General features: G+C 73.6%; 24 protein-coding genes. 12 read left to right on the forward strand and 12 right to left on the reverse strand.

The features are described 5' to 3' along the window. Positions 1 to 33: 33 nt before the first annotated feature. Entirely contained in the window at positions 34 to 1,017 is a 984-nt protein-coding gene (locus SPOPO_RS0111240; protein WP_019874875.1) for an NAD(P)H-dependent flavin oxidoreductase, read from the reverse strand. A 250-nt stretch (positions 1,018 to 1,267) separates the two neighbouring features. Then, positions 1,268 to 1,927 (reverse strand): TetR/AcrR family transcriptional regulator, encoded by a 660-nt coding sequence (locus tag SPOPO_RS29045; protein ID WP_019874876.1) that lies wholly within the window; start codon positions 1,925 to 1,927, stop codon positions 1,268 to 1,270. Positions 1,928 to 2,013: 86 nt separating this feature from the next. Between SPOPO_RS29045 and SPOPO_RS0111250 the strand changes: the two genes are divergently transcribed. Next, entirely contained in the window at positions 2,014 to 2,514 is a 501-nt protein-coding gene (locus tag SPOPO_RS0111250; protein WP_019874877.1) for an SRPBCC family protein, read from the forward strand. Between the two features lie 135 nt (positions 2,515 to 2,649). Further along, complete coding sequence (locus SPOPO_RS0111255; RefSeq protein WP_028984698.1) at positions 2,650 to 4,041, forward strand: alkaline phosphatase PhoX; 1,392 nt, start codon at positions 2,650 to 2,652, stop codon at positions 4,039 to 4,041. Between the two features lie 36 nt (positions 4,042 to 4,077). On the opposite strand, the gene SPOPO_RS0111260 is transcribed toward SPOPO_RS0111255, so the two are convergent. Then, the gene (locus SPOPO_RS0111260; protein WP_019874879.1) at positions 4,078 to 4,437 is read right to left on the reverse strand and encodes a hypothetical protein; all 360 of its coding nucleotides are present in this window, start codon (positions 4,435 to 4,437) and stop codon (positions 4,078 to 4,080) included. Positions 4,438 to 4,675: 238 nt separating this feature from the next. Between SPOPO_RS0111260 and SPOPO_RS0111265 the strand changes: the two genes are divergently transcribed. Beyond that, positions 4,676 to 4,957, forward strand: a complete 282-nt coding sequence (locus tag SPOPO_RS0111265) for a DUF4031 domain-containing protein (RefSeq protein WP_019874880.1) — start codon at positions 4,676 to 4,678, stop codon at positions 4,955 to 4,957. On the opposite strand, the gene SPOPO_RS0111270 is transcribed toward SPOPO_RS0111265, so the two are convergent. Together SPOPO_RS0111270 and SPOPO_RS0111275 are read right to left on the reverse strand one after the other, a co-directional pair. Further along, positions 4,945 to 5,574, reverse strand: a complete 630-nt coding sequence (locus SPOPO_RS0111270; protein ID WP_019874881.1) for an HD domain-containing protein — start codon at positions 5,572 to 5,574, stop codon at positions 4,945 to 4,947. The genes SPOPO_RS0111265 and SPOPO_RS0111270 overlap by 13 nt on opposite strands. A 4-nt stretch (positions 5,575 to 5,578) precedes the next feature. Then, positions 5,579 to 7,243, reverse strand: a complete 1,665-nt coding sequence (locus SPOPO_RS0111275) for a DNA repair helicase XPB (RefSeq protein ID WP_028984699.1) — start codon at positions 7,241 to 7,243, stop codon at positions 5,579 to 5,581. A gap of 112 nt (positions 7,244 to 7,355) precedes the next feature. Between SPOPO_RS0111275 and SPOPO_RS34345 the strand changes: the two genes are divergently transcribed. After that, positions 7,356 to 7,532 (forward strand): hypothetical protein, encoded by a 177-nt coding sequence (locus SPOPO_RS34345; protein WP_019874883.1) that lies wholly within the window; start codon positions 7,356 to 7,358, stop codon positions 7,530 to 7,532. Between the two features lie 35 nt (positions 7,533 to 7,567). Continuing rightward, positions 7,568 to 8,689, forward strand: a complete 1,122-nt coding sequence (locus SPOPO_RS0111285) for an epoxide hydrolase family protein (protein WP_019874884.1) — start codon at positions 7,568 to 7,570, stop codon at positions 8,687 to 8,689. A gap of 205 nt (positions 8,690 to 8,894) precedes the next feature. Here SPOPO_RS0111285 and SPOPO_RS0111290 read toward each other — a convergent pair whose 3' ends face one another. Then, positions 8,895 to 11,294, reverse strand: a complete 2,400-nt coding sequence (locus SPOPO_RS0111290) for a helicase-associated domain-containing protein (RefSeq protein ID WP_019874885.1) — start codon at positions 11,292 to 11,294, stop codon at positions 8,895 to 8,897. 88 nt (positions 11,295 to 11,382) lie between these two features. Between SPOPO_RS0111290 and SPOPO_RS0111295 the strand changes: the two genes are divergently transcribed. Next, entirely contained in the window at positions 11,383 to 12,249 is an 867-nt protein-coding gene (locus SPOPO_RS0111295; protein WP_019874886.1) for a hypothetical protein, read from the forward strand. Positions 12,250 to 12,264: 15 nt separating this feature from the next. Here the strand turns inward: SPOPO_RS0111295 and SPOPO_RS29050 are convergent, their stop codons facing one another. Then, positions 12,265 to 13,164, reverse strand: coding sequence for a sucrase ferredoxin (locus SPOPO_RS29050; protein WP_051098352.1), 900 nt, complete (start codon positions 13,162 to 13,164; stop codon positions 12,265 to 12,267). 204 nt (positions 13,165 to 13,368) lie between these two features. Between SPOPO_RS29050 and SPOPO_RS36045 the strand changes: the two genes are divergently transcribed. Beyond that, positions 13,369 to 13,752, forward strand: a complete 384-nt coding sequence (locus SPOPO_RS36045; RefSeq protein ID WP_019874888.1) for a cold shock domain-containing protein — start codon at positions 13,369 to 13,371, stop codon at positions 13,750 to 13,752. Between the two features lie 9 nt (positions 13,753 to 13,761). On the opposite strand, the gene SPOPO_RS29055 is transcribed toward SPOPO_RS36045, so the two are convergent. Next, a complete protein-coding gene (locus SPOPO_RS29055; protein WP_156869805.1) occupies positions 13,762 to 15,327 on the reverse strand; it encodes an MFS transporter in 1,566 nt (521 codons plus the stop codon). A gap of 82 nt (positions 15,328 to 15,409) precedes the next feature. Here SPOPO_RS29055 and SPOPO_RS29060 point away from each other — a divergent pair, with 82 nt between their 5' ends. Then, positions 15,410 to 16,267 carry a DUF3027 domain-containing protein gene (locus tag SPOPO_RS29060; RefSeq protein WP_019874890.1) on the forward strand — a complete coding sequence of 286 codons (858 nt, stop codon included), beginning with the start codon at positions 15,410 to 15,412 and terminating at the stop codon, positions 16,265 to 16,267. Between the two features lie 3 nt (positions 16,268 to 16,270). Here the strand turns inward: SPOPO_RS29060 and SPOPO_RS29065 are convergent, their stop codons facing one another. After that, the gene (locus tag SPOPO_RS29065; RefSeq protein WP_019874891.1) at positions 16,271 to 16,558 is read right to left on the reverse strand and encodes a DUF2530 domain-containing protein; all 288 of its coding nucleotides are present in this window, start codon (positions 16,556 to 16,558) and stop codon (positions 16,271 to 16,273) included. Between the two features lie 73 nt (positions 16,559 to 16,631). On the opposite strand from SPOPO_RS29065, the gene SPOPO_RS0111325 reads away from it, so the two are divergent. The 4 genes from SPOPO_RS0111325 to thpR all read left to right on the forward strand — a co-directional run bounded on the left by SPOPO_RS0111325 (position 16,632) and on the right by thpR (position 19,765). Beyond that, positions 16,632 to 17,201 (forward strand): phosphoribosyltransferase family protein, encoded by a 570-nt coding sequence (locus SPOPO_RS0111325; protein ID WP_019874892.1) that lies wholly within the window; start codon positions 16,632 to 16,634, stop codon positions 17,199 to 17,201. 222 nt (positions 17,202 to 17,423) lie between these two features. Next, positions 17,424 to 17,858 carry a MarR family winged helix-turn-helix transcriptional regulator gene (locus SPOPO_RS0111330; protein WP_019874893.1) on the forward strand — a complete coding sequence of 145 codons (435 nt, stop codon included), beginning with the start codon at positions 17,424 to 17,426 and terminating at the stop codon, positions 17,856 to 17,858. Further along, positions 17,855 to 19,132, forward strand: a complete 1,278-nt coding sequence (locus SPOPO_RS0111335) for an MFS transporter (RefSeq protein WP_019874894.1) — start codon at positions 17,855 to 17,857, stop codon at positions 19,130 to 19,132. The genes SPOPO_RS0111330 and SPOPO_RS0111335 overlap by 4 nt, the downstream gene beginning before the upstream one ends. Before the next feature lie 69 nt (positions 19,133 to 19,201). Beyond that, positions 19,202 to 19,765: an RNA 2',3'-cyclic phosphodiesterase gene (gene thpR / locus SPOPO_RS29070; protein WP_019874895.1), complete on the forward strand. Its 564-nt coding sequence runs from the start codon at positions 19,202 to 19,204 to the stop codon at positions 19,763 to 19,765. Between the two features lie 145 nt (positions 19,766 to 19,910). Here thpR and SPOPO_RS0111350 read toward each other — a convergent pair whose 3' ends face one another. From SPOPO_RS0111350 to SPOPO_RS29075, 3 genes are read right to left on the reverse strand one after another with little or no spacing between them, the layout of a single operon-like run. Next, positions 19,911 to 22,538 carry an ABC transporter permease gene (locus SPOPO_RS0111350; RefSeq protein ID WP_019874897.1) on the reverse strand — a complete coding sequence of 876 codons (2,628 nt, stop codon included), beginning with the start codon at positions 22,536 to 22,538 and terminating at the stop codon, positions 19,911 to 19,913. Next, a complete protein-coding gene (locus SPOPO_RS0111355) occupies positions 22,535 to 23,254 on the reverse strand; it encodes an ABC transporter ATP-binding protein (protein WP_019874898.1) in 720 nt (239 codons plus the stop codon). The genes SPOPO_RS0111350 and SPOPO_RS0111355 overlap by 4 nt, the downstream gene beginning before the upstream one ends. Continuing rightward, positions 23,251 to 23,787, reverse strand: coding sequence for a PadR family transcriptional regulator (locus SPOPO_RS29075; RefSeq protein WP_051098550.1), 537 nt, complete (start codon positions 23,785 to 23,787; stop codon positions 23,251 to 23,253). Before SPOPO_RS29075 ends, SPOPO_RS0111355 begins: the two co-directional genes overlap by 4 nt. Positions 23,788 to 23,845 lie beyond the last annotated feature (58 nt).

Genomic DNA, 23,845 nt, shown 5'->3' on the forward strand with positions numbered 1-23,845 from the left:
GGCGGGAATCCCCGCCGGGGCCTTCGGCCGTTCTCAGCCCAGGAGGGCCCGGCCGCGGTCGCGCAGCAGCGCCTCGGCGTCGCCGGAGATCGAGCGCAGCACCTCGGCCGCGGGCCGTACGGCGGTGACCGCGTGGGCGCCCTGGCCGTAGAGGACCGCGTCGGTCGCCGGGTCCGGCGGCTTCGCGAACGGGTTCTCGACCGGTGCACCTTCGGGCCGCGGCACGGGCTGAAGCTCGGACTCCCGGCCGGTCCAGCGGTCGACGTGGGCGTTGCGCCGCACCCGCTCCCCGACGCCCTCGGGCCACGGCAGCCCCGACGCGATGTCGTACACCCGCGTCCAGACCGTGTCGTCGCCGTCGCTGGCGACGATGAGCTGCTTGTGGATGTCGTGCACCTCGACGGCCTCGTCGGTGGCGAGGAACGCCGTTCCGACCCACGCGCCGTCCGCGCCCGCGGCGAGGACGGCGGCGAGGCTGCGGCCGTCGGAGATGCCGCCCGCGGCGAGGACCGGGAGATCGGGGTAGCGGTCGAGGACCGCGCCGAGCAGCGGGAGGAGCCCGCGGGTGCCGGTGTGGCCGCCGGCCTCCGTCCCCTGCGCGACGAGGATGTCGGCGCCGGCGTCGACGGCGATCTGAGCGTCCGTCAGGTTCTGGACCTGGCACATCACCGTGGCGCCGACATCCTTCGCCTGCGCGACGTAGGGCGCGGGGTCGCCGAAGGAGAACGCGACCACCTGCGGGCGGGCGGCGAGCGTCGCGTCGAGCAGCACCCCGAACATCGGGAGGAACGCGGTGATGAACCCCACCCCGAACGGCCGGTCCGTCTTCCCGTGGATCCGGAGGATCTCCGCCTCGATCCACTCCGGCCCCCGCGCGGGATGGATCCCGCCGAATGACCCCAGCCCCCCGGCCGCCGACACCGCGGCGGCCAGCGATCCTCCGCTGTGCAGCGCCATCGGCGCCGACATGATCGGGTGGTCGAGCTCGAACATCTCGGTGAACCGGGTCTTCACCATCTCGGACTCTCCGTCCTTCGTCGTATCTCGCGTCCTGCCTCCGTGAGTGCGCGTGATGCTCCAGCATGGACCTCTCCCAGGGCGCATGCGCGCGCTGTCGCGGTGCGGTCGTCGCGCGCGTCGGTGCTGATCTGCGCACGGGGTGCAGCTGAGCCCCGAAGAGGGGCGCGGGAGCGGGGCTGATCTGCGCACGGGGTGCAGGTGGGCCCGGGCGGCCGGGACGCGCGGCCGTCGATCGACGTTCCCGACGTCAGGGGCCGAGCGCCGGCGCCCGCCCGTCGTCCCCGACCGGGAACAGCGTCGGCAGCGTGCGCATCAGCCGGCGGAAGTGGGGAGTGAAGCGGCCCTCGCCCCAGCGGACGTCGGGTTCGTTGGCGATGGCCATCGTGAGGACGCCGGAGATGAAGACGGAGATGACGAACACGGCGTCCTCGTCGTCGGCGGAGGGGCCGAGCTCGCCGCGGCGGACGGCCTCGGCCAGCGCGGCGCGTTGGAGCTCGACCATGTCGACGCTCGCCGCGAACGCCTCGGGGGAGGGCTCGAAGCCGGGGATCGGGCGCCAGAACAGCATCTGGGCGAGGGCGCGGTTCTCCAGGCACCAGCGACCGCTCGCCTCCAGCCCGGTGATCAGGGCCTCCAGGCCGGGCTCGGCGTCCGCCATCGCGGCCCGCAGCACCTCCAGGTGTTCGCGCATGCCGCGCTCGAAGAGGGCGTCGTAGACCGCCAGCAGCGACGGGAAGTACTTGTAGAGCGAGGGTGGCTGCACGCCCAGGCGGCGCGCGATCTCGGCGATGCTCAATCCGTTGACGCCCTCGACGGTCATCACGTCGACCGCGATGTCGAGGATCTCGGCGATCGTCTGCTGCCGGCGCAGCGCGCGACGGTCGGGGCGGATCTGCGGTACGGACACCCGCGTGAGACTAGCAAGAGCACCTGTTGACAGCTAGAGCTAATAGCCGTAGCTTCTCGCTATCACCACACGCAGGGAGGCCGGAGATGGCACCGAGGAACCAGCGTTGGTGGCTCACGACGGACAGCGTCTCGACGGATATCGCCGCCTCGCCCGAGGAGCTCTACGCGATGGTCGCGGACCTGCCGCGGATGCCGGAGTGGAGCCCGGAGCAGGAACGGCTCGACTGGATCGAGGGGGCGACCGGTCCCGCCGTGGGCGCCCGTTTCCTCGGCCACAACATGACCGGGCCCGGCAAGCGGATCAAGTGGAAGCGGCGCGGCACGGTGCGTACCGCCGACCCGGGCCGCGAGTTCTCCTTCGCCACCGAGGAGGGCGGCGTCGAGGGGACGATCTGGACGTACACCTTCGAGCCGGTGGCGGGCGGAACGCGCGTGACCGAGTCCTACGCCGTCGAGAAGATCCCGGTGTGGGCGCGGATCCTGGACGTCCCGCTCAACCGGCACAAGGAACTGATCGAGGGCATGACGTCCACGCTCGGCAAGCTCAAGACCGCCGCCGAGGCGAACCGATCCGTTCCCGAGTAGTCCGTCCCGCGTTCACGTCCGGCACGTACCGTCGCGGACGTGGACACCGGATCCCTCGACCTCGTCGAGACCGACGACGGCAGCTGGCGCGACGCGGCGCGGCTGGACGTCGGTGAGCTGCTCGGCCCGCAGGGGCTGCCGACGACGCGACGGACCTTCCTGCTCGGCGGCGCGGGCATCGGGCTCGGGCTCGCGCTGACCGGTGGGGTCTCGGCCCCGGCGGCGGCTGCGCCGGCCGCGCTCGGCGGCCTCGTCCCGGATCCGCGGAAGCGGCTGTCGCTGCCGCGCGGCTTCTCGTACCGGATCGTCGCGGAGGCCGGGGTCACCGAGCTCTCCGGCGCGGCGGCGGGCGAGAAGACGCCCGGCTACCAGGACGGGTCGGCGAGCTTTCGGCGTCCGGGCGGCGGGCACGTCCTCGTGACGAACCACGAGGTCAACCAACGGCACACGCAGCACTTCGTCCCGGCGGTGCCCGGGTTCACCTACGACCCGGGGTGCCACGGCGGGACGACCGCCATTCACGTCGACGAGCGGGGGCGCCGGGTCGCGGAGTACGTCTCGCTCGCCGGCACCGACACCAACTGCGCCGGCGGGCCGACCCCGTGGGGGACGTGGCTGACGTGCGAGGAGTCCGAGGGTCGCGCCGGTGAGGACGGGCGCACCAAGGACCACGGCTACGTCTTCGAGGTGGACCCGCGCCGGCTGGCGGCGAACCGGGACCCGCGGCCGGTCAAGGCGCTCGGTCGGTTCGCGCACGAGGCCTGCGCGGTCGACCCGGCGACCGGCCGGATCTACCTGACCGAGGACGCGGACGACCCCTTCGGTCTCGTCTACCGGTTCACGCCGCCGCGGCGGTACCGCGGCCTCGGGTCCGGGGTGCTGGGCAAGCTCGGCGACGAGGCCGGCCGGCTCCAGGCGATGCGGGCGCTCGACCGGCGCGGCCGCGTCGTGCGGGACCTCGCGGTCGCGCGCCGGCCGGGGACCACGTACCGGCTCGAGTGGGTCGACGTGCCCGACCGGGACGCCGCCCGGGTCTCGACGCGCAAGCAGTTCCGGCACGCCGGCTCCCGCACGGGCGGAGCCGTGACCCGCAGTCACAAGCTCGAAGGCGCCTGGTGGAGTCGCGGCGGCGCGTACCTCGTCGCGTCGTTCGCGAAGCCGGTCGAGGACGGCAGCGCCGCGGCGCACGAGGGCCAGGTGTGGTTCCTCGACCCGCGGCGGAACACGATCTCGCTCGTCCTCTGGTTCGCTCCGCGCAAGCGCATCGACGGCCCGGACAACATCACCGCCAACCCGTTCGGGGGCGTGATCCTGGCCGAGGACGGCGCGGGCGCGCAGCACCTGGTCGCCGCCGCCGCGGACGGGTCGCGGATGTTCCTCGCCCGCAACGAGGTCCGCTCCGGCGGCGAGTACTCCGAGTTCACCGGCCCGAACTTCAGCTCCGACCGGAAGTTCCTGTTCGCGAACGTGCAGACCCCCGGGACGGTGTTCGCGATCCGGGGCCCGTTCGGCGCGCTGAGCGGTTAGGCCGCTGAGCGGTCAGGTCGTCGGGTCGTCGGGTCGTCAGGTCGCCGGGAGGGTGCCGAGCGGCGCGATCGGCGTCCCGGACTGCTCGCAGACCCACTCCGGGTCGGGGCCGAGCTCGGGGCTGATCCGGAGCTCGTGGGGCTCCTCGTCGGGGGCGCAGCGCCGGCACAGCGGCCAGCGGCCGATGCCGGAGTCGAGCAGCGCGTCCTGGACGTCCTGCGCGACCTGTCCGGCGACGTAGGCGGTGCCCTCGGGCCACTCGTCGGCCCACCAGCGGCGCTCGGCGAGCTTCTCCTCCAGGACCGACACCGAATCGGCCGTCGCCGCCCCCGTCGCCGTCAGGTCCGCCAACACCCGCGCCCGGGCGTCCAGGAGCGCCTCGTCCGTCGTCCGCACGCCCCGATTCTCCCCGCCTCCCCGCCCCCGACCCCCCCGCACGCTGCTCATGCATGAGCGGGTGGTCGATGGAATCGGGACAAATCGGACACGAATCGACACTCTGCTCATGCATGAGCGGAGTGCGCGGCCTCCCGAGGGGCGCCGCGGGCGGGGCTGCGGAGGTCTGGGTACGCCGTTGGTGTGGTGAGCGTCAAGTCCGCGGCACCGGGGGAGCGGGGTGCATAACCTGACTGACGTGGCGATGCTGATCGATCCTCCGACCTGGGCGGGGCACGGGCGACTGTGGTCGCACGTCGCCTCGGACACGTCGCTGGACGAGCTGCACGCGTTCGCCGCGGTCGCGGGGATCCCGGCCGAGGCGTTCGACCGGGACCACTACGACGTCCCGGTCGAGTGGTACGACCGGATCGTCGCCGCCGGGGCCCGGCCGGTGTCGCCCCGGGACATCGTGCGCGCCCTGCGGGCCGTCGGTCTGCGCACCCCGAAGGTGCCGTCGTACCTGCGTCAGGCGTCCTGACGCCCTGTCAGCTCCGCTAGTTCGGCGGTGACGTTCGCTCGCGCGTCCGCTTCCCAGCGATCCCTTCCCGCTGGGGTGCGGAACAGCGCGGGCATCGCGAGCAGTGAGATCAGGATGCGGGCGCGGCCGGCGCGGAACTCGTCGTCGGGGACGTGCGCGTACTCGGCCCGCACCGCGTCGGTGTAGCGGCGGTAGTCCGCCGGGGACCCGGCGAGGACCGCGAGGTCCGCGTCGCAGAGGACCTCACCGTTCCGGTCGCCCGGCGCGGGGTCGTGACTGGTCGTCAGACGCACCAGGCGCCCGACCTCGGCGACCAGTCCGGCCGGCAGTCCGAGCGCGGACAGCTCGGCCTCCGCGAGCCGCGCGCTCTGCTCCTCGTCGTCGGGCGCGCCGGCGTAGACCGCGTCGTGGTACCAGGCCGCGAGCCGGACGGCCGTCGCGTCGTCGGCGTGCGCGGCGAGGGCGTCGACGCCGTCGAGCACCGCCGCGAGGTGGGCGAGGTCGTGGTAGCGCCGGTGCGGTTCGGCCCACCGGCCGAGCAGTTGCGCGCCGGTGACGGCCGCGTCCGCCGCGCCGAACTCGCGCAGCAATGCGTCCCAGCGCTCGGCGAGCTCCACGGGATCAGCCGGTGCCGGGGTCCTCGACCCCGCCGAGAACGTCCTCGGCGTCGAGGATCCGGTACGCGTAGCCCTGCTCGGCGAGGAAGCGCTGGCGGTGGGCGGCGAACTCCTGGTCGACGGTGTCGCGGGAGACGATCGCGTAGAACCGGGCGGTCCGGCCGTCGCTCTTGGGGCGCAGGACGCGGCCGAGACGCTGCGCCTCCTCCTGCCGGGAGCCGAACGTGCCGGACACCTGGATCGCGACCGCGGCCTCGGGCAGGTCGATGGAGAAGTTCGCGACCTTCGACACCACGAGGACGTGAATCTCCCCGGTGCGGAACAGGTCGAACAGGCGCTCGCGCTCCTTGACCGTCGTCTCGCCCTTGATGACCGGGGCATCGAGGCGCGCGCCGAGGTCGTCGAGCTGGTCGAGGTACTGGCCGATGACGAGGACCTGCTCGCCCGCGTGCTGCTGGACGAGCGCCTCGACCACCCGTGCCTTCGACCGCGCGGTGGAGGCGAGCTTGTAGCGCTCCTCCGCCTCGGCGGTCGCGGTGAGCAGCCGCTCGTGGTCGGTCAGCGTCACGCGGACCTCGACGCAGTCCGCCGGCGCGATGTAGCCCTGGGACTCGATGTCCTTCCACGGGGCGTCGTACCGCTTCGGCCCGATCAGGGAGAACACGTCGCCCTCGCGGCCGTCCTCGCGGATCAGAGTGGCCGTCAGACCGAGGCGACGCCGGGCCTGCAGGTCCGCCGTCAGCCGGAAGATCGGCGCCGGCAGCAGGTGCACCTCGTCGTAGACGATCAGGCCCCAGTCGCGGGCGTCGAAGAGCTCGAGGTGCGCGTACACGCCCTTCCGCTTGGTCGTCAGGACCTGGTACGTCGCGATCGTGACGGGCCGGATCTCCTTGCGCTGTCCGGAGTACTCGCCGATCTCGTTCTCGGTCAGCGACGTGCGCTTGAGCAGCTCGGTACGCCACTGGTGCGCGGAGACCGTGTTGGTGACGAGGATCAGGGTCGTCGCCTTCGCCTCGGCCATCGCCGCCGCGCCGACGAGCGTCTTGCCCGCGCCGCAGGGGAGGACGACCACGCCGGAGCCCCCGTGCCAGAACCCGGTCACGGCCTCGCGCTGGTAGGGCCGCAGCGTCCAGTCGGACTCGTCGAGGAAGATCGGGTGCGCCTCGCCGTCGACGTACCCGGCGAAGTCCTCCGCCGGCCAGCCGACCTTGAGCAGGACCTGCTTGAGGTGCCCGCGCTCGGACGGGTGCACGGCGACGGTGTCGGGGTCGATGCGCTCCCCGACCAGGGGGGCGACCTTCTTCGACCGCAGCACCTCTTCGAGCACCGGGCGGTCGGTGGTCGAGAGCACCAGGCCGTGGACCGGGTGCTTCTCCAGCCGCAGCCGGCCGTAGCGGGCCATCGTCTCCGCGACGTCGACCAGCAGCGAGTGCGGGACGGCGTAGCGCGAGTACGTGAGCAGGGTGTCGACGACCTGCTCGGCGTCGTGCCCGGCCGCCCGGGCGTTCCACAGCCCCAGCGGCGTGAGCCGGTAGGTGTGGACGTGCTCGGGCGAGCGCTCCAGCTCGGCGAAGGGCGCGATCGCCCGCCGACAGGCCTCCGCCTGCTCGTGGTCGACCTCGAGCAGGAGGGTCTTGTCGGACTGCACGATCAGCGGGCCGTCGGTCATCCGACCCATTCTGCTTGATCCCTGGGAATCGTGTCGGGGCGTGAACGTTCGGCCCCGCTCCGGCGTCTGTGCTGCGAACGCTCGAACTGCAGCGCGACCAGCAGGAGGAACGATGTCCGCCACCGTCCGGTATGTCTACGACCGCCCGCTGCCGTTCGCCCGTCACCTGCGGATCGACTTCCTCAACGAGGACGGGGCCGTCACCTCCTCGATGGTCTCCACCTTCGAACCCGGCAAGGGCTGGGTCACCTCCACCACCCGCCTCCCCCTCGCGACCGGCGCCGCCTGACCGGGACGGAATCGCGGGCCGGTAACGTCCCGCGGATGATCGGCACCGAGTTCCGGGTCGAGATCGACCCGAAGGAGATCGACGACCTTCGCGAGCGTCTGCTCCGGACCCGCTGGGCGGCGCCGGAGCCCGTGGACGACTGGTCGCAGGGCGTCCCGCTCGACTACGCGAAGGACGTCGCGAGCTACTGGGTCCACGGTTACGACATGAACCGCGTCGCGGAGCGGATCAACGTCCACCCGCAGTTCCTGGTCGAGATCGACGGCGTCGAGATCCACGTCCTGCATGCCCGGTCGCCGCACGCGCAGGCCCGGCCGCTGGTGATCACCCACGGGTGGCCGGGGTCGGTCGTCGAGTTCCTCGACGTGATCCCGATGCTGACCGACCCGCCGGACCCCGCGGACGCCTTCCATGTCGTGTGCCCGACGCTGCCCGGCTTCGGGTTCAGCGGCAAGCCGACGGAGACGGGATGGACCGTCCAGCGCATCGCGCGGGCGTGGGCGCAGGTGATGGCCGAGCTCGGCTACGACCGCTACTGGGCCCAGGGCGGGGACTGGGGCTCGTTCGTCACCGGTGACCTCGGCGCCGTCGACCCCGACCACGTCGCCGGCATCCACATGACCCTGCCGCGCGCTCCGAGCGTCCCGGACGCCGAGCTCAGCGACCTCGACCGGCAGTGGCTCGCCGACGCCGAGGAGTGGCGTGCCCGCGGCCAGGGGTACTCGGCGCAGCAGAGCACCCGGCCGCAGACGATCGGCTACGGGCTCGTCGACTCCCCGGCCGCGCAGCTGACCTGGATCCTCGACAAGTTCTGGGCCTGGACCGACAACCGCGGAGACTTGGAGTCGGTCATCTCGCGGGACGTCCTGCTCGACAACGTGATGCTGTACTGGCTCCCTGGCGCCGGCGTCTCCTCGGCCCGGATCTACTGGGAGAACTTCCCCCGCCACCTCGGCCACGACCCGGTCCGCGTCCCCATGGGGGCCTCGTTCTTCCCCCGCGAGGTCGTGAAGACCCCGCGCCCCTGGCTCGAGCGGCGCTTCTCCGACATCCGCTACTTCAATACCGACCTCGCCCGGGGCGGTCACTTCCCGTCCCTCGAGGTCCCCAAAGCCTTCGTCGCCGAGGTCCGCGCCTGCTTCCGCCTGATGCCCTGACCCCGACCTGTGGAGAAGAAAGGGTGACACCCCTTACTCCGCAGTAAGGGGTGTCACCCTTTCTTGACAGGGGCGGGGCTGGCCAACTACTCCCGCGTGGCGCGCCCATCCTTGGCCCGGGATAGGCGCGGCGCGCAGGAGAAGTTGCGCTCGACGGCCGCGGGACAGGCGCGGCGCGCAGAAGAAGTGGCGCCCGGCGGGGGGCTTACGCGTCGGCGACGGCGGAGATGCGGGAGAGGGCGAAGGAGCGGACCCGGGCCTGGCGGTGGTCGAAGGCCTTGAGGACGCCGCCCTCGACGGCGATGGGGTCGACGATCCGGTCGGTGGCGGTGCCGTCGTCGCCGACGTAACCGAGCCAGAGCGAGGTCTGGGCGTCGGCGGCGGAACGGAGGCGGGTGATCAGGGCGCTGGTGGAGGTCGGCTTCTCGGTCAGCGTCGAGGGGCGCTCGGCCTCCTCGGCGGATCGGCGGGCGCCGACGGCGGCGGCGCGGTCCCCGGCCCGCAGGGCGCGGACGGCGGCCGCCCGCAGCTGGGGCGTGGGGGCGGCGCGGTCCGACAGCACCGGCTTCGGGGCCGTCCGCGGGCCGGTCCGCCGCGCGTCGGCACGCCGCAGCACGACCGCCCCCGTCGCGGACTCCGCCGCCGGGGCGTAGCCGAGCTCCCGCAGCGTCGAGAGCACGGTGTCGACGGCCACCGACGCGATCGCGACGGTCGGGGCGAGCTTGCGCAGCCCGAGCTTTGCCGCGCGCCGGTCGGAGACCAGCTCCGAGACGACGGTCTCGTCGTCGCAGCGCAGGTACGCGTCCGCGGTCCCGACGCGGATCCGGCCGTGCCGGCGGGCGACGTCGTCGACGAGGTACGTCAGCGGCTGCGGGACCGGGGTCCGGGAGGCTCGCGCGAACAGCTCGTGCAGATCCGCCGCGCTGCGGCCCGCGTCGAGCGCGCGACGGATCGACGCGTCGGTGAAGCGGAAGACCGTCGCGCCACCGGTGGACTCGACGTCGGCCACGAGGGAGAGGTCCGCCGCGAGCGACCGCACCAGCGGCCCGGGTGCGATCGCGGTCAGGTCCGCCTGCAGCATCACGTGGTCCAGCGGCTGGGGGAGTTCGGCCGAGAGCCGGTTCGTGGCGTCCTCGGCCTCGCCCGCGATCAGGGCGCGCCCGAATGAGGTCAGCGCCCCGCGACCGGTGACGCCGAGCATCTCGGCCTCCGTCAGCGTCCACCGCACCAGGTCGGGACGCAGGGCCCCGCCGCGCCGCGGCCGGAGCCACGCCAGCCGAGCCAGAATGTCGACGGCGCCGGTGGTCTGACCCGGCGTCAGGGACGCGAGCTCCGAGAGGACGGCGAGCCGGATCTCCGGCGCGGTGCCCCGGTCCAGCTCGCGGCCGAGCGCCGCGACCGACTTGTCCTTCCCGTCCGGCCGCGACCCGACGAGCCCGACGACGCGGCTGCTGCCCAGCCAGGCCCCGGCGAGGGCGGCCCAGCGCCGGCCGGTGCCGAACGCACGCCACCGGTCGAACTCCGGCGTCGGCAGGAAGATCTCCGAGGTGCCGGAGCTCTCGGTCGCCACGAGACCCGCGACGAAGGCCGTCTCGACCAGCAGCGCCGCGGCGAAGGCATCGCCGTCCACGGCGGCCTGCACATGCTTGAGGTCTCGGACCCCGAGGCCACCGCCGCCGGTCCGCAGCGCCACGGGCGGGTCGAGCGCCCACTCGTCGAGCAGGTCCTCGACGCGGCGCACGAACGTCATGGCCGCCCCGGCGCCGCCACGGTCCGCCGCCTCCGCGCCGATCTGAGATGGCGTCAGCTCAGGCGGGTTCAGCTGCGGGTCGGGGTACAGCGCCCCGCCCCGGAATGCGACCGCCACCTCCGCCGGCAGCACGGCGCGCTCCGCGTCGAGGGCGATCAGGATCCCGCGCGCGAGCAGCCACTCGATCGGGCCGTTGGCGGTCGCGGCGGTGACGTCACGGTCCGCGCGCCCGATCGCTCCCACGCCGCCGCCGGCGTCGAGCTCGGCGAGCAGCTGCCGGGCGCCCGCCGGGGCCTGCTCCAACAACGACGCCAGCGTCGCCGGGTCCGACAGGTGCCGGGTCAGGGCGGCGAGGGCCGCGGGCGGGTCCGGCTCCCCGGGCAGCCCGAGGTCGGCGAGGGTCTGCGCCAGCCGCGACGGGCGGTACCCCGCGGCGGCCTGGGCCAGCGGCGGGCCGGTCCCGCCGGGGCCGGCGCCGAGGAGTTCCCGGACCGTCCGGACCACCCGCAGGCCGTCGTCCGGGCCCCACACCAGGGCGCGTTCGCGCAGGACGTCCAGGGCCGTCCGCACCGCGGCCGCCGGGGCGGGCACGAGTCGCTCGAGGGCGTCGAGCGTCCCCGGGTCGCTCTGGTGCGCGACGCCGTCGAGCACCTGCAGCGTGAAGCGGTCGAGGGCGTCGAGGGCCCGGGCGACCGAGGTTCGCGTCGTCGCACGGGCGACCAGGTTGGTCATGTCGGTGGGAACCGGGGCGACGAGGTCCGGGCGTGCGCCGAGCAGCGCGGCGAGCCCGTCGTCGTCCCGCGCGCGCAGCTCGTCGGCCAGCGTGCGCACGCCGGTGGAGTACCCCGCGCTCATCCGCTCCACGTTACGCCGCGCGGGTGGCGGGCGCGGAACGCGCGCGGTTCGCGGGGGGCAATGCGGTTTCCGTGCGGTCGGGAGGGCCATGATCGTCGTCGTGGGCATGTTGCCGGGCGACGAACTCGTCGCGGACTACCTCGCCCGCGCCGGGCGCGTGGCGGCCGACGCGCTGGCGCCGGCCGACAGTGTCGTCGTCGTCGAGGAGATCGGCCGCCGGGTCCGCGCCCGCGTCGGCGCCCCGCCCCGGTGGGACCTGCGCGGCACCGAGACGCAACTGGCCGAGCTCGGGGACCCCGAGGACCTGGTCGAGACCGTCGCCGCCGAGCTGATCCCGGGTCACGCGAAGGCCCCGGAGCCCGAGCGCGAGCCGGAACCCGAGCCCGACACCGACTACCCCACGCTCGACCTCGGCGCGGTCCCGCCGGTCCCGCGGCTGCCGAACCAGGCGGACCGGTCGGCCCAGTCCGCGTACACCGGCCGGGCGACCCCGATGTTCCGCCCGATGTTCCGCGACGAGACCGACGAAACCAGCGAGCCCCCGCGGATCCGGCCGATCGCGGCCGACGAGTCCGTCGCCCGCGACACCCCGCTGTCGGGGATGGGCCGACTCGGATGGGAGCTCGCCGCCCTGGCCGTCCTCGCGATCGCGGTGTTCCCGTTCGCCTTCCTGGGCTGGCTGCTCGGCGCACTGCTCGTCATGCGGTCCCGGTACTGGGAGATCTCCGACAAGGTCCGCGTCCTCGCGGGGATGCCGGCCGCCGGACTCGGCTTCGCCGTGCTCTGGGCGTGGCTGCAGGCGACGCAGATCCAGGAGTCCGACAACTCCGGGACGCGCCTGTCCGAGGCCGGGCACTCCTTCGCCGACACCCTGGCGGTCCTGCCGCAGATCTGCGGCGTCCTCGGCGCGGTCTACCTCGGGTACGCCCTGGTGCGGGACCACCACACGGGCTGAGCGTGGGGCCGAGCGTCAGGCGGCGGCGCGGGACTCGATCGCGACGAGCACGTGGTGGTCCGGCCGCTCGACCTCGGCGGCGTCGCAGGACAGCGCCCGGGCGCACGCGGCCAGGCGGCGTTGAACGGTGACCGCCAGCATCCGCCCGGCGACGAGCAGGTCGACGCGGGTGGTGTCCTCGTCGAGCTTGACCTCGCCCTGGTGCGCGACGGCGGCGACGTCGAGGACGCCGAACTCCGCGCGGGCGAACCACTCCGCGGACTGCGCGGCGCCGGGGAGCCCGGCCCGCCCGCGGTAGTGGGGCAGCACGACCTCGCCCCGCAGCGAGGCGAGGCCGACGGCCGGAGCGTTCTCCGCGTTCAGCGCCCCGTGGTAGGTCGCCTCCGGGAGCGTGACGGTCGTGGCGGCGAACCGGTGCCCGCCGAGGTGGGTGGTCTCCCAGATGGCGTCGCCGAGGTCGCGAGCCAGCGCGTCGGCGGCCGGCCGGCCGGAGTGGGCGCAGCAGGCGTCGTGCCGGCCGTGCGCGCAGATCAGCAGGATCCGCTCGCGCACCGGCGCCCCGAAGCCGCCGTGGATCCCGGCGGCGATCGCCTCGAGGTCGAGGTCGAGCAGGTCGCGCAAATCCCCGACCTCCGCCCCGCGCAGCCACGGCTGGGGGCCGCTGAAGCCCAGGTAGACCTGGTGCGGGCTGCGCCGGCGCCCGCGCGTGCGACGGATCAGCTGGGGCCGGACCGCGAGCTTGCGGGCGCGCGCCATGAACTCCGCGACGCCCGGCGCGAGGTCGGTGTCGTCCTCGTTGGCCGGCCACGGCCCGGGGTGTTCCATGACGAGCCAGCCCCTGGGTTTGGTCGGCGCCGAACCGTGCAGGGGCTCTTCGAGGGCGGCACGCAACACACCGCAGCGCAGATCGCTCATGTCGTCCCTACCGAATGTGCCCAGCCGCCGGCGAGGCAGGCCACCGATTCAGGCTAACGGCGGGCACGTTCGGCTTGGCGGCCGACCACGGAGAGTCGTGAGAAATGCCCGCCGGAACTCATGACGCATGAAGTTCGGCGCCCGGGTAGCCTCGGCGTTTTCCAGTTTCGGTCCAGCAGCTTTCGGTCCAGCAGCGAGGTCAGCGTGCCCACCGGCAAGGTCAAGTGGTTCGACAACGAGAAGGGCTTCGGCTTTCTCGCGCAGGACAGCGGCCCCGACGTCTTCGTGCACAAGGACGCCCTCCCGGCGGGGGTGGCGACGCTCAAGCCGGGGACGCGCGTCGAGTTCGGCATCGCCCAGGGGCGGCGGGGTGACCAGGCGCTGTCCGTGCGCCTCCTGGACCCGCTGCCGTCGGTGGCCAAGGCCATGCGCAAGGACCCCGACGAGATCGCGATCCTCCTCGAGGACCTGATCAAGCTGCTCGACAGCGTCTCGAACTCCTACCGCCGCGGTCGGCGCCCGGCGCCCGCGGAGGCCAAGAAGGTCGCCGCGGTGCTCCGCGCCGTCGCTGACGACGTCGAGGCCTGAGTCCCGAGCTCAGTAGCTGTCGTCGCCCCGGTACCGGGTCGGCGGGAAGTCGCGCGGCCGGGGCTCCGTCGGCGGGGTCGTCGGTGGGTTTGCGTCCGCGCGCGGCGGGGCGGGCGCGGGCGGGCCCTGCTTGCGGGCCTTCACCTGGTCGCGGCTGACCTTGCCGTGGCGGAGCATCTCCAGCGTCAGGCCGACGATGGCGATCCCCGCGACGGCGAACGCGAGCCCGCCGCGCAGCGGCAGCGCGATGCCGATCGCGCCGCCGATGACCCAGGCGAGCTGCAGGCGCGTCTCGCTGCGGGCGAAGGCGGAGCTCTGGACGGCCTCCTCGACGTCCCGCTGGATCATCGAGTCCAGCGACAGCTTGCCGAGGGTCTGGGCGAAGCCGACGACGAAGCCGGCCGCGAGCACGATCGTGATGCCGTACCAGATCGCGGCGGCGAAGATCGCGGCCACGTCGGCGACGAGCAGCGCGACGATGACGATCTCCGGGCCGCGGGTCTTGATCGCGCTGCCGACGGCGGTCCCGGCCGCGCTGCCGACGCCGGCCGCGCCGATCACCAGGCCGAGCTGGACGTTGCCGTTCATGTCGCCGATCGGATGTTCCCGGAGCAGGAACGCCAGGTACAGCGTCAGGAAGCCGGACAGCCCGCGGAACGCGGCGTTGGCGCGGACGCCCGTGTCGACCGCCGCCCCGACGTACCGGCCCTTGCCGAGTCCGGAGCGGGCCTCGAACGAGGCGGGGGAGTCGGCCGCGTCGGAGTCGATGCGCGCGGGCAGGCGCAGGGAGAGCACGACGCCGATCGCGAACAGGACGGTCGCGATCCGCAGCGTCCACTCCGGGCCGGCGACGCTCTGGATCGGCGCGACCGCGGCGGTCGCGACCGTCGCGGCGGCCAGGCCGGCCATGTTCGTCCAGGAGTTCGCACGGACGAGCGGGATGCCCGGGGGCAGCAGCCGGGGCACGCCGGCGGCCTTGATCAGGACGTAGGCCTTCGACGCCATGAGACAGCCGAACGCGCCGGCGTAGATGAACAGGTCGGCGTCCTGGACGCCGCCGGCGATCGTCCACGCGAGGACCGCGCGGGTGAGGAACGTCGTCGCGAGGGCCCAGCGGCGCCCGGAGCGGAACTTGTCGAGCAGCGGGCCGATCAGCGGAGCCAGCAGCGCGAACGGCACCATCGTGATCAGCAGGAACAGGGCGACGCGCCCACGCGCCTGGTCGGCGTCGCTGGGGTTGAAGAACAGCGTCCCGGCCAGCGCGATCGTGACCAGGATGTCGCCGGCGGCGTTGAGGCCGCTCAGCTCGGTCAGTTTCGCCATCCCGGACTCGCCCGCACCCTGCGCGTTCGTCGCGCGCCGGACCGTGCGACGCGTGGCGCCTGCGGTCTTCGCGCTGGCCCGAGCGGTGCTGCGCGCCGCGAGCCGCCAGGCCGCGAACAGGCCCATCTCGTCGGTCGGCGGGGGCGGCCCCCCGTTCGGTCCGGTGTTCGAGGGGGTCGGCCCCGGGCCGGCCTCGGACCCGTACGGGGGCGGGGGTGCCCCGTACGGCGGGGGCGGGTCTCCGGGGCTCACGGCCCTATCCTGCCCCGGGCCGCAACTCCGACAACCGTGACACCGGACGCCCGCGCGGCGCGGCATGAGGTTGAATTCACGGGTGACCGCCACGACCCGATCCCGCCGATCCACCGGACCCGACCCTGCGTGCGTCGAGGCGGTCGATCTCGCGCGGGCGGCGGCCGCCGAGGCGGCACCGGGGGAGATCGGTGACCACCTCGGCTTCGACAGCGAGGACGAGCGCCTCGTCACCCACCGTTTCGCGACCACCAACCCCGCCTACGTGGGGTGGCACTGGGCCGTCACGGTCGTCCGCGCGTCGCGCGCCAAGGAGGTGACGGTCTCCGAGGTCGTGCTGCTGCCCGGCGAGACGGCCGTCCTCGCGCCGCCGTGGGTGCCGTGGGCCGAGCGTTTCCAGCCCTCCGACCTCGGCCCGGGCGACATCCTTCCGCCGCCGGAGAACGACGATCGCCTCGTCCCCGGCTGGACCGGCGAGACCGACGCCCCCTACGACCCGGCCGACGGCGGCGCGTACGCCGACACGGTCGCGTCCGTCGCCGACGAGCTCGGCCTCGGCCGGGCGCGCGTGCTCTCGCCCGTCGGCCGCGCGGACACCGTCGACCGCTGGTACTCCGGCGACCGCGGCCCCGAGGCTCCCCTCGCCGCCGCCGCGCCAGCGCAGTGCGCGACCTGCGGCTTCCTGCTCCCGCTCGCGGGTTCGATCGCCCGCGTCTTCGGCGTCTGCGCCAACGAGCAGGCCCCCGACGACGGCCGCGTCGTCTCCTACGACCACGGCTGCGGCGCCCACTCCGAGATCGTCGCCACCGCGGCCTCCCTCGGCGAGCGGCCCCCGCCGGTCCTCGACCACGTCGAGTACGACCTGGTCGAGCGGGGCGGTCCGCAGGACGAGACGGACGAGGTCGTCGTCGAGGTCGTCACCGAGCCCGACCCGGAATAGCCGCTACGCGGTCGGGTCGGCCGCCCGGCGGCGCCGGCTCGCGCGGCGGGCCTCGACGCGGCGACGGGTGAGCCACCAGCCCCAGCAGCCGAGGCCGAACCCGGCGGCGGCGGTCCACAGGTACCACTCGTTGCCGTTGTCCTCGAGGCGGCCGTGGAAGACGAGCAGGACGGCCCAGGCGACGAACCAGGCCGCGGTCCCGAGGGCGACGACGAGCGACTCGTCGACCTCCAGCGGCTCGGGGTCCGGACGCCGAGCCGGCTTCGCGGCCCGTGCCCGTCTGCCTGCCATGGCCGTCAGCCTAACCAGGGGCGCCGTGACACGATGAGGGCCGATCCGATCCCCACGCCCCGGAGCCGACACCGTGTCTGACCTGCGCGAACGCACCATCGACATCGTCAAGACCTACGGCCTGGTGCATCGCGAGGAGCCGTTCCGCCTCGCCTCGGGTGAGCTGTCCCACGACTACATGAACGGCAAGAAGGCCCTCGCCTCCGGTGACCGGCTCAAGACCGCGTGCGAGGCGATCGTCGAGATGGTCGCCGAGCGGGGGGTGGAGTTCGACGCCGTCGGCGGGCTCACCCTCGGCGCCGACTGCTACGCGTACGGGATCGCGATGCTCACCGGCAAGGACTGGTTCGTCGTCCGTAAGCAGCAGAAGGACCACGGCGCCCAGAAGCGCGTCGAGGGCGCCGAGCTCGGCCCGGGTGTCCGCGTCCTGCTCGTCGACGACGTCGTCACCACCGCGGGCTCGATCCTCCAGTCCCTCGACGTCGTGACCGAGCTCGGCGCGGAGGTCGTCCTCGCCGTCACCCTCGTCGACCGCGGCGACGTCGGCCGGATCAAGTTCGCCGACCGTGGGATCCCCTACTCCCCGCTCCTCACCTACGCCGACCTCGGAATCAAGCCCGTCGGCGGCGCCGCCTCCGCCTGAGCCGGGGGCCGGCGGCGCGTCTTCTCCTGCGCGCCGCGCCTATCCCGATCCCGGGAAGGGCGCGCCGCGCCGGAGAAGTTGAGCTGGGTCCGCGTCATCTCCTGCGCGCCGCGGGTATCCCGACCCTGGGATGGGCGCGCCAGGCAGGAGAAGTTGAGCCCCGCGGGTGGGAATGGCGCGAAAAGAATTTCGTTAGCCTAAGTAATGAGTTACGATCCTCGCATGACGACGCTCTCCGCTGCCGACCTCGAACTGGCCCACGGCGTGCGGATGGCGGTCACGCGCCTCGCCCGCCGGTTGCGGAACCAGCGCTCCGACCTGTCCCTGACGCCGAGCCAGCTCTCGGCGCTCGCGGCGCTGGACAAGCACGGCCCGATCACGCCGGGGCAGCTCGCCGACCACGAGAAGGTCCAGCCCCCGTCGATGACGCGTGTGCTCGGGGTGCTGGAGGAGAAGGGTCTCGTGGTGAGCACTCCGCACCCGACCGACGGGCGGCAGAAGGTCGTCGAGGTGACCTCGGCCGCCCACGCGATGCTGGTCGCGGACCGGCGCGCGCGGGAGGAGTGGCTCGCGAGCCGGATGGCTGAGCTCAGCTCCGCCGAGGTCGCGGCCCTGCGGGCGGCGACTCCCGTCCTGGAGAAGCTGATCGCGCCGTGAGCCCGACCTTCAAGAGCCTCTCCGTCCCCAACTACCGCCGGTACTTCACCGGGATGGCCGTGTCCAACACGGGCTCCTGGATGCAGCGGGTGGCGCAGGACTGGCTGGTGCTGCAGCTCTCGAGCGGCAGCGCGGTGACGCTCGGCATCACGACGGCGCTGCAGTTCGGGCCGATCGTCCTGCTGTCCTCGCTCGGCGGCGTCCTCGCCGACCGCTACGACAAGCGCCGGCTGCTGTTCGTCACGAACACGGTGATGGGGCTGCTCGCGCTGATCCTCGGCGCGCTCGTGCTCACCGACCTCGCGGCGGTCTGGCACGTGTACGTCCTCGCCGCGGGGCTGGGCGTGGTCGCGGCGCTCGACACCCCGACCCGGCAGGCGTTCGTCGTCGAGATGGTCGGGCGCGAGGACCTTCCCAACGCCGTCGGCCTGAACTCCGCGTCGTTCAACGGGGGCCGGATCGTCGGCCCGGCGGTCGCCGGCCTCCTGATCGAGGCGTTCGACGGCGACACCGGCTGGGTCTTCCTGATCAACGCGCTGACCTATCTCGCCCCGGTGATCGCGCTGCACCGCATGCGGGTCGCCGAGCTGCAGCGCAGCGAACTCGCCCCCCGTGGCCGGGGCCAGTTGCGCGAGGGCATCCGCTACGTCCGCGGCCGGCCGGACCTGATGGCCGTCCTGTTCGTCGTCTTCTGCCTCGGCACGTTCGGCCTGAACTTCCAGATCACGAACGCTCTGATGGCCACGGCTGAGTTCGACAAGGGCGCGGGAGAGTTCGGTCTGCTCGGGTCCGCGATCGCCGTCGGATCGCTGACGGGCGCGCTGCTCGGCGCCCGGCGCTCGGAGGTCCGCGTCCGGCTCGTGATCGGGGGCGCGCTCGCCTTCGGACTGCTCGAGATCGTGTCGGGCGTGATGCCGAACTACGGGCTTTACGCGGCGTCACTTCCCGCCGTCGGCGTGGCGGCGCTGCTGACGACCACCGCCGCGAACTCGGTCATGCAGCTCTCGGTCGCGCCCGCGATGCGAGGCCGCGTGATGGCGCTGTACATCACGGTCCTGTTCGGCGGGACGCCCGTCGGTGCGCCCGTCGTCGGCTGGCTGGCCGAGGAGTACGGTCCACGCTGGTCGCTCGTCGTGGGTGGGCTCGTCACGGCCGCCTCCGCCGCGCTGGCGGGCTCGTACCTGGCCCGGCGCGCGCAGATCACCGTCCGCGCCAGCGTCTTCCCCCGTCCGCGTCTGAGCCTGGAGTACCCGGTGAGCGAGCCTGTGCCGTGAGCGAGCGCAGGAGCTCACCGTGAGCACTGAACGCGGCTCCGCGAGGACGAAGTCCGTGGCGGAGACGCCGTGAGGCTGTTCGTCAGCGTGCAGCCGCCGGCGGAGGCCCTCGCGGCGCTGGACGCCGAGCTCGGCCGGGTGCGGGCGATCGCGCCCCACGGCCTGCGCTGGACCCGGCCCGAGCAGTGGCACCTGACGCTCGCGTTCCTCGGCGAGGTCGCCGACGACACGGTGCCCGCCCTGACCGCGGCCCTCGACGCCGTCATGTCCGACGCCCCGATGACCCTCCGCCTCGCCGGCGGCGGCTGCTTCGGGACGAACGTGCTCTGGGTCGGGCTCGCGGGGGACGTCCACGCCCTGCGGACCCTCGCCGAGGCCGTGACCGCCGCCGCCCGCGGCGTCGCGGTCGAGCTCGACGACCGGCCCTACCGCCCGCACCTCACCCTCGCCCGGGCAGGGAAGGCCTCCGCCGACCTGCGCCACGCCGCCGGTGAACTGGCCCAGGTCGTCGGCCCGAGCTGGGACGTCGACGCCGTCCACCTCATGTCCAGCCGCCTCGGCCAGGGCCCCGGCGGCAGCGCCGCGCACGTCCCGATCGCCACCTGGCCGCGGCGCCGCCGCGGGCCTGCGTAGCGTTGCCCGGCGTGGGTGGGCCTGGACGTGCGCGGACGCTGGTGACGGCGGTCCTCGTCGTGCTCGTCCTCTCGGTCGTCGCCTCGACCGTCGTCGACTACTTCTCCGGCTGAGCCTGCACTGGAGATGTCATCTCCAGTGGGGGTCAGTCGGCGCGGCGGGTGAGGGGGACCCGGCCGACCGAGCCGAGCATCGCGACCAGGACCGCGAGGAGGGGGACCGCGGCGACGGTGAGCAGCAGGTCGCCCCAGGGGACGATCGTCTCGCTCGCCCCGGTGGCCGGTCGGGCGGCGTGGGCGAAGTAGAACCCGAACCCGAGGCCCAGGGCGACGCCGAGGACCGCGAGGACCAGGGCCTGCGCCCCGGCGAGCCGGCGCCGGCGGCTCGGGGGAGCCCCGATCGCGGAGAGCGTCGCCAGGTCCGGCCGGCCCTCCGCCGCCGAGAGCGCGACGCACATCGCGACCCCGAGCAGCGCGATCAGCGCCGCCGCCGCGGTCAGGCCGACCCGGATCATCCGGGTGTAGTCCTTCTCCTCGTTCGAGCTGATGACGGGAATGCCGAGCGCCTCGGCTGCGGCGATCGCGGCGCCCGCCTGCTCCCGCGACTCCGCGGGGTAGGACAGCAGCGTCATGCTCTGCTCGATCTCCCAGCCCTGCGACTCGGCGAAGGAGCGGGGCACAAAGGCCCCCGGTAGTTGGGTGTAGGCCTGGTCGCGGGGCAGGACGACGGCCGCGAGGCGAACGGTGCGCTCCTCGCCGTCGGCGTCGGTGCCCTGGATCGCGATCCGGCCGTCGGTCTCGACGAGGTCCCGGTCGAACACCACGGCCTTACCGTCGTCGAGCGCGTCCTTCGCGACGTCGGCGCCGGCGACCCGGCCGGAGGCGAGCGCCACGACGTCGGGGTTGCCGATGCCCACAATCGCCCAGGTGCCGCCCTCGGGGTTCACCACCTGCAGCGGCGAGAAGTAGTTGTCCACCGCCGAGGCGTCCGGCGGGGAGGCCGCCAGCTCGATCGGGAGAACGGTCGCGCCCGGGATCACCTGCTGCACGGCGGCGGTCGCCTGCGCGAGCTGAGCTCGATCGACGGCGCTCTGGTCGTCGAGCGCGATGACGCGGTCGGGGACAGCGTCGGCCTCAAAACGCTCCGTGCCCTCGCGGTCGGAGGCGATCAGGCACGAGATCGCGACCGCACCGCCGACGGCCACCGCGATTGCGGCGGTCGCCGGCCCGGTGCGGTGCCGGTGCCGCGCGGCGTCGCGGGTGGCGAGGCGCAGCGTGACGGGCAGCCGTCCGGCCAGCTTCGCCAGCGCCGCGAGCAGCGCGGGCGCGAGCAACAGCAGACCCGCGACGACCACGAAGACGCCGACGAGGATCGCGATCGAACCGGTGGTGTCGTCCAGACGGCCCTCGGAACTGCCGGTGAACTCCGAGAGCCGGTCCGATGGCCCGTACTCGAACCACTGCGACGGACCGCTCGACATCAGCGAGGACGCGATCAGGCTCAGCGTCACGCCGCCGGCGATGAGAACCCCGCCGAACAGCGGCGCCCAGCGCGACCGCGCGGTCGGGACGGGGAAGCGCGCGGCCAGGGCGTCGACGATCCGGCGCCGGCCCGCGGTGATCGCGGGGAACATCGCGGCCGCGAGGCCCGACCCGACCCCGACCAGCGCGACGACGAGCAGTTCGGTCCAGCCGAAGTGGATGCCGATCATCACCTCGTTGTTGATGCGCTCGAGCAGCGGTCGCGCAGCGACCACGCCCCCGATGCCCGCGGCCACACCGGCGACCGCGCCGACGAGCCCGAGCAGCAGGCCCTGCGCGAGCACGACCCGGCGCAGGTCGCCGGGCGACCCGCCCTGGGCGGCGATCATCCCGAGGTCGCGGGTCTGGCGCCGCGCGCCGACGGCAAAGGCGGTCCCGGCCAGGAGCACCACCTCGAGCAGGCCCAGACCCGCGACCAGCGTCACCAGCGCGGCCGCCTTGAGGTCCTCGCCGCTCGCCCGGCTGAGGTCGCCGAGACCGATCTCGTACGACGAGGACTGGCTCCGCAGCTGGACGTACAGGTCGAGCTCGCGCAGGTCCCGCAGCTGCTCGATCGACGCGTTCTCGAACTGCTTCGGCAGGTCGATGTAGTACGCGCCGTCGACGTTGCCGGCGTCGGCGTTGAGGTCTCTCGCCAGGTCCGAGTTGCCGGGGACGACGACCAGGGCGCAACTCAGGCAGAACGGGTCCCGCGCGATGCCGGAGACCTTCGCCGATGCCCCGTCGCGCAGTGAGATCGTCGCTCCGATGCCGTCGCCGGCCAGTCCGAGCTTGTCAGCGAGCTTGGGACTGATCGCCACCTCGCCCGTTTTGGGTGCGCGGCCGGACTTCAGGTGTGCGTTGGCCCGGGTCAGCGGGTCACCGAGGTGATTCGTGATCAGGTACGAGGCCTCCGCGAGGTGTCCCGGTGCGGCGAAAATCGCTTCGCCCTTGGTCTGCTCGAAGACCACTCGGCTGCCCGCAGGTAGGGCGCGTTCGACCTGATCCTGCGTCAGACCTGTTGTGGCAACGCCAGTGCTGTCTTGGGTGTAGTTCGGGTAGAGGACCGCGTCCGCCCCGCCGAAAGCCCGTTCCCGCTCCAGCGCCGGCGAGGTCTGGGTCCGGTAGAGGACGTCGACGCCGGTCGCGGCGGCGACCGGGGCGAGGATCAGGACGACGATGAGCAACGAGCGCCACTTGTGCCGCAGCGCGTCCCGGCGAGCGAGCCGGAGCGCGGCGCGCCAGGCGGTCACGACGAGGTCCGCAGGGTGGAGCGCGAGCGCGGGACGCCGGTGCCGTCGCTGACCAGAGCGCCGTCGCGCAGGGTCACGATGCGGTCGGCCCAACCGGCCATCCGCGCGTCGTGGGTGACGACGATCCCGGCCGCGCCGGCGTCGCAGCGGGCGCGCAGCAGCTTGAGGATCGCCTCGCCGGTGACGGAGTCCAGCGCGCCGGTCGGCTCGTCCGCGAGCACGAGCCGACGCGGCCCGATCAGGGCGCGGGCGATCGCCACGCGCTGGCGCTGACCGCCGGACATCTGGTCCGGGAACGAGTTCGCGTATCCGGTGAGGTCGACCTCGGCGAGCGCCGCGACCGCCTCGGCCAGCGCAGCCCTCGAACGGATCCCGTCCAGCTCGCGGGGCAGCGCGACGTTCTCGGCCGCGGTCAGCGCCGGGATCAGGTTCAGGTCCTGGAAGACGTACCCGATCGCGCGGCGGCGCAGGGCGGCCAGCGCGGCGGCGGGCTGCCCGCGCATCGTCGTCCCCTCGACGATGACGTCGCCGGACGTGGCGGCGTCGAGCCCGCCGGCGACGTTGAGCAGCGTCGACTTGCCGGAGCCCGACGGCCCCATGACGGCGACGAGTTCGCCGGCCTCGACCGCGAGGTCGACCTCGCGCAGGGCGTGCACCGCGGTCGGGCCGCTGCCGTGCACGCGGCTCACGCCGCGAAGTTCGAGGACGGGTGTCATGTCACGCTCCGGGTCAGATCAGGGTTGGCGGGTCGGGTGAGCAGCACCTGCTCGCAGTGGTCGAGCCAGCGGATCTCGGCCTCGGCGGCGAAGATCGCGGCCTCGGCCACGAGTTCGGCCGCGAGGTCGCCACTCGCCTTGCGCCGGGTGGCGGCCCGGATCGCACGGTGGGCAGCGGTTCGCTGGGCGTCGATCACCGCGAGGGCGTCGACGGTCGGGGTCGCAACGGCCATCGCGACCTTGATGACGAGTTCGTCCCGGGGTCGGGCGTCGTGCTCGATGGGCTCGTCGAACCAGGCCGCGAGCTCGGCGCGCCCGGCCTCGGTGATCCGGTAGACGACCTTGCCGGACTCGTCGGCGGTGCCGGCGGGCTCGACGAGGCCGTCCCGGTCGAGTCGGTTCAGCGTCGTGTAGACCTGCCCGACGTTCAGCGGCCAGGTCGCTCCCGTCGCGGCCTCGAACTCGACCCGGAGCTGGTAGCCGTACTTCGGGCCACCCTCCAGGAGAGCGAGAAGGCCGTTCCGGATGCTCATGGATACTGAGTATGCATACTGAGTATGCGTCCCGCCACCCGGATCGCCATCCAGGAGA

The organism is Sporichthya polymorpha DSM 43042, assembly GCF_000384115.1.
GTDB lineage: Bacteria > Actinomycetota > Actinomycetes > Sporichthyales > Sporichthyaceae > Sporichthya > Sporichthya polymorpha.

Coding starts and splice junctions, on each gene's coding strand:
- SPOPO_RS0111240 (WP_019874875.1), bottom strand. CDS start 1,017: ATGGTGAAGACCCGGTTCACCGAGATGTTCGAGCTCGACCACCCGATC.
- SPOPO_RS0111250 (WP_019874877.1), top strand. CDS start 2,014: ATGGCACCGAGGAACCAGCGTTGGTGGCTCACGACGGACAGCGTCTCG.
- SPOPO_RS0111275 (WP_028984699.1), bottom strand. CDS start 7,243: ATGACCGACGGCCCGCTGATCGTGCAGTCCGACAAGACCCTCCTGCTC.
- SPOPO_RS34345 (WP_019874883.1), top strand. CDS start 7,356: ATGTCCGCCACCGTCCGGTATGTCTACGACCGCCCGCTGCCGTTCGCC.
- SPOPO_RS0111285 (WP_019874884.1), top strand. CDS start 7,568: ATGATCGGCACCGAGTTCCGGGTCGAGATCGACCCGAAGGAGATCGAC.
- SPOPO_RS0111290 (WP_019874885.1), bottom strand. CDS start 11,294: ATGAGCGCGGGGTACTCCACCGGCGTGCGCACGCTGGCCGACGAGCTG.
- SPOPO_RS0111295 (WP_019874886.1), top strand. CDS start 11,383: ATGATCGTCGTCGTGGGCATGTTGCCGGGCGACGAACTCGTCGCGGAC.
- SPOPO_RS29050 (WP_051098352.1), bottom strand. CDS start 13,164: ATGAGCGATCTGCGCTGCGGTGTGTTGCGTGCCGCCCTCGAAGAGCCC.
- SPOPO_RS29065 (WP_019874891.1), bottom strand. CDS start 16,558: ATGGCAGGCAGACGGGCACGGGCCGCGAAGCCGGCTCGGCGTCCGGAC.
- SPOPO_RS0111330 (WP_019874893.1), top strand. CDS start 17,424: ATGACGACGCTCTCCGCTGCCGACCTCGAACTGGCCCACGGCGTGCGG.
- SPOPO_RS0111355 (WP_019874898.1), bottom strand. CDS start 23,254: ATGACACCCGTCCTCGAACTTCGCGGCGTGAGCCGCGTGCACGGCAGC.
- SPOPO_RS29075 (WP_051098550.1), bottom strand. CDS start 23,787: ATGAGCATCCGGAACGGCCTTCTCGCTCTCCTGGAGGGTGGCCCGAAG.